Origin of the sequence: Candidatus Magnetobacterium casense, assembly GCF_019173545.1 — a bacterium.
GTDB lineage: Bacteria > Nitrospirota > Thermodesulfovibrionia > Thermodesulfovibrionales > Magnetobacteriaceae > Magnetobacterium > Magnetobacterium cryptolimnobacter.
This window is the reverse complement of record NZ_JABXWD010000434.1, coordinates 1-2,635: the sequence shown is the minus strand read 5'-3', so window position 1 is coordinate 2,635 and position 2,635 is coordinate 1. Positions and strand designations below refer to the sequence as shown.

Below are 2,635 nucleotides of genomic sequence, written 5' to 3'. Positions count from 1 at the left end.
TACATAGTCTCCACGCCAATAGGGAACTTGCAGGACATCACCCTGAGGGCACTGAACACGCTCAAGGAGGTCGATGTGATAGCGGCAGAGGATACGCGCCACTCGTCAAAGCTCCTCAACCACTACGGCATTACTACGCCCATGATCAGCTACTGGGGCGAAAAGGAAAAGGTCAAGTCCAAAGAGGTACTCAAGCGCCTTAACGAAGGGCTGTCGGTTGCCCTCATTTCGGATGCCGGCACCCCGGGGGTCTCTGATCCGGGCGAGGTCTTGATACGCGAGGCGCTGACGCAGGGCATAGAGATCGTCCCCATACCGGGGGCTACGTCGTTGATTACCGCCCTGTCGGTATCGGGGCTTTCCACGAAACGGTATTTTTTTGCGGGATTTCTCTCCAGTAGACAAACGCAGCGGATAAAAGAGCTGACGGAACTAAAGGGACTTGTCTTTACGGTTGTATTCTACGAGTCGCCGCACAGAATAATCGACTTCCTGTATGACCTGCTTGAGGTCTTTGGCAATCGCCGGATCGCCCTCTGCCACGAAATGACCAAGATGCACGAGGAGGTCATCAGGGGCAGCGTCCAGGAGGTCATTGACAAGATGGAGCGGGGAAAGATAGCCGGTGAGTACGTCGTCATTGCAGAATCGGCCCCAGCCCCGGAATTCTCCATGGAGGACGCCCTCAGGGAGGTCGATGAACTCATCAAGGCCGGCTCCAGACGCAAGGACGCCGTTATGGAGGTTGCCACTGCCATGGGCATAGACAACAAACAACTCTACAAGGAAAGCCTCCAGAGGGATAGCGAATGCTCAAACTAGCAGTACTGGCCTCGGGCAGAGGCTCCAACTTTCAGGCCATCATAGACGCCAAAAACAAGGGCGCTTTAAACGTCGATATCGTGTGCCTGCTCACGGACAACCCCAATGCGTATGCCATAACCCGCGCCACGGACAACAACATCTCACACATATACATCAATCCCAGGGACTATGCAACCAGAGACGACTTCTTCAGGGCCGTAGCCGATGAACTCTCCGCCCGCTTAACGGAACTGATAGCGCTGGCAGGCTTCATGCGGATTGTCACCCGTCCGCTTATTGAGGCATTCCCCATGCGGATACTCAACATCCACCCCGCCCTCTTGCCCTCCTTCAAGGGACTGCATGCCCAGAGACAGGCCATCGAGGCAGGCGTCAAGGTCTCAGGCTGCACCGTACACTTCGTCGATGAGGGCATGGATACCGGCCCTATCATTGTCCAGGCCCCCGTCCCCGTTAGCAGCGACGACAACGAAGAAACCCTCTCAGAGAAAATCCTCCGCAGTGAACATGTGATCTACCCCTACGCCATCCGACTCTTTGCGGAGGGCAGGCTGCAAGTTCATAATGGTATCGTTAGTATAAAACCGGCAGGAGGAGAGGGTAATGTAGAACTTTAGTTATACCCTGTGTTAAGTATTTTGGTAAAGCAAGGTATATGCCATTGCTAAATTTGTTTTTTTCGAAAACTTGAAATGCTGTGCTTTTACGTAGCATGAGAAGTTAAGAATCAGGAAGGTTAAGTACTATGAATGACAGACTATGTAAAGTCTTAAAGTTGAAAGTGATAGTTGCCATTATCTCTGCTCTTGTCATTTTAACAAGTAGTGATTCCTATTGTGCAACTCAAACGGTAACAAATACTAGCGATAGTGGTGCAGGCTCGTTGCGTCAGGCAATATCAGATGCCATCTCTGGTGATACTATCGACCTGACAGGGGTATCCGGTACGATCACCCTTACATCAGGCCATATAAGTTTTAGTAAAAACCTCACCATCACAGGTCCTGGGGCGAGTATACTTGAGATCAGCGGTAATAACTCCTCACGTATCTTAAACATAACAGGTGGTACTGTCACCATAACGGGTTTGACTTTTACCAATGGCAATGCAACAGGCAACTCCAGCGGTGGTGCCATTAATCACTCCGGTGGCACTCTCACCATTCAATACTGCAGCTTTGATTCTAACAAATGTACTGACGACGGTGGCGCTATACTTAGCACGAGCACTCTGATCGTCACAAACAGTTTGTTTGCCAATAACAGTATTGTAGCGGGGAGTGGCAGTGAATTTGGCGGTGCGATAGCTTGTACAGGAACGACAACTATTGTCAATTCCACTTTCACAGGAAACACGACTGTATTTAAAGGTGGCGCTATAGTTTCTACAGCAAACGTAACCATTGTAAACTGTACAATTGCCAACAATAGCGCTCCTCATGTTACTAATGGTCAGGGGGGTGGGCTTCACAGACTTGGAGGTACCACGACTGTTAAAAATAGTATCGTCTATGGAAATACTGCCACAGTATCGGGCCCAAACTGTCAAGGAACAATTACCTCTGGGGGGTATAACATCGAGGGTGGCACTGACTGTGGATTTACTGGTACGGGAGATCAGCAAAGCACGAATCCCTCACTTGGCGCCTTAGCAGATAACGGAGGTGAGACGCAGACCATGGCAATCACTAAGTCGAGTGCTGCATTCGACAAGATACCAAGCGCCACAAACGGCTGTGGTCAGAGTGTGGGTAATGTAGACCTTACCATTGACCAAATAGGCAATACACGACCAACTTATGATAGTTGT

At 50.2% G+C, this 2,635-nt stretch carries 3 protein-coding genes; all 3 read left to right on the top strand.

Going from position 1 to position 2,635, the window contains the following annotated elements:
- The coding region (gene rsmI / locus HWQ67_RS15945) for a 16S rRNA (cytidine(1402)-2'-O)-methyltransferase (protein WP_218253675.1) at positions 1 to 822 on the top strand (822 nt) is incomplete at its 5' end.
- Positions 810 to 1,442 (top strand): phosphoribosylglycinamide formyltransferase, encoded by a 633-nt coding sequence (gene purN / locus HWQ67_RS15940; RefSeq protein ID WP_218253674.1) that lies wholly within the window; start codon positions 810 to 812, stop codon positions 1,440 to 1,442. The genes rsmI and purN, both read left to right, overlap by 13 nt.
- A gap of 266 nt (positions 1,443 to 1,708) precedes the next feature.
- Positions 1,709 to 2,635, top strand: a 927-nt coding sequence (locus HWQ67_RS15935) for a choice-of-anchor Q domain-containing protein (protein WP_218253673.1), incomplete at its 3' end; no start/stop codon positions are given.

Coding starts and splice junctions, on each gene's coding strand:
- purN (WP_218253674.1), top strand. CDS start 810: ATGCTCAAACTAGCAGTACTGGCCTCGGGCAGAGGCTCCAACTTTCAG.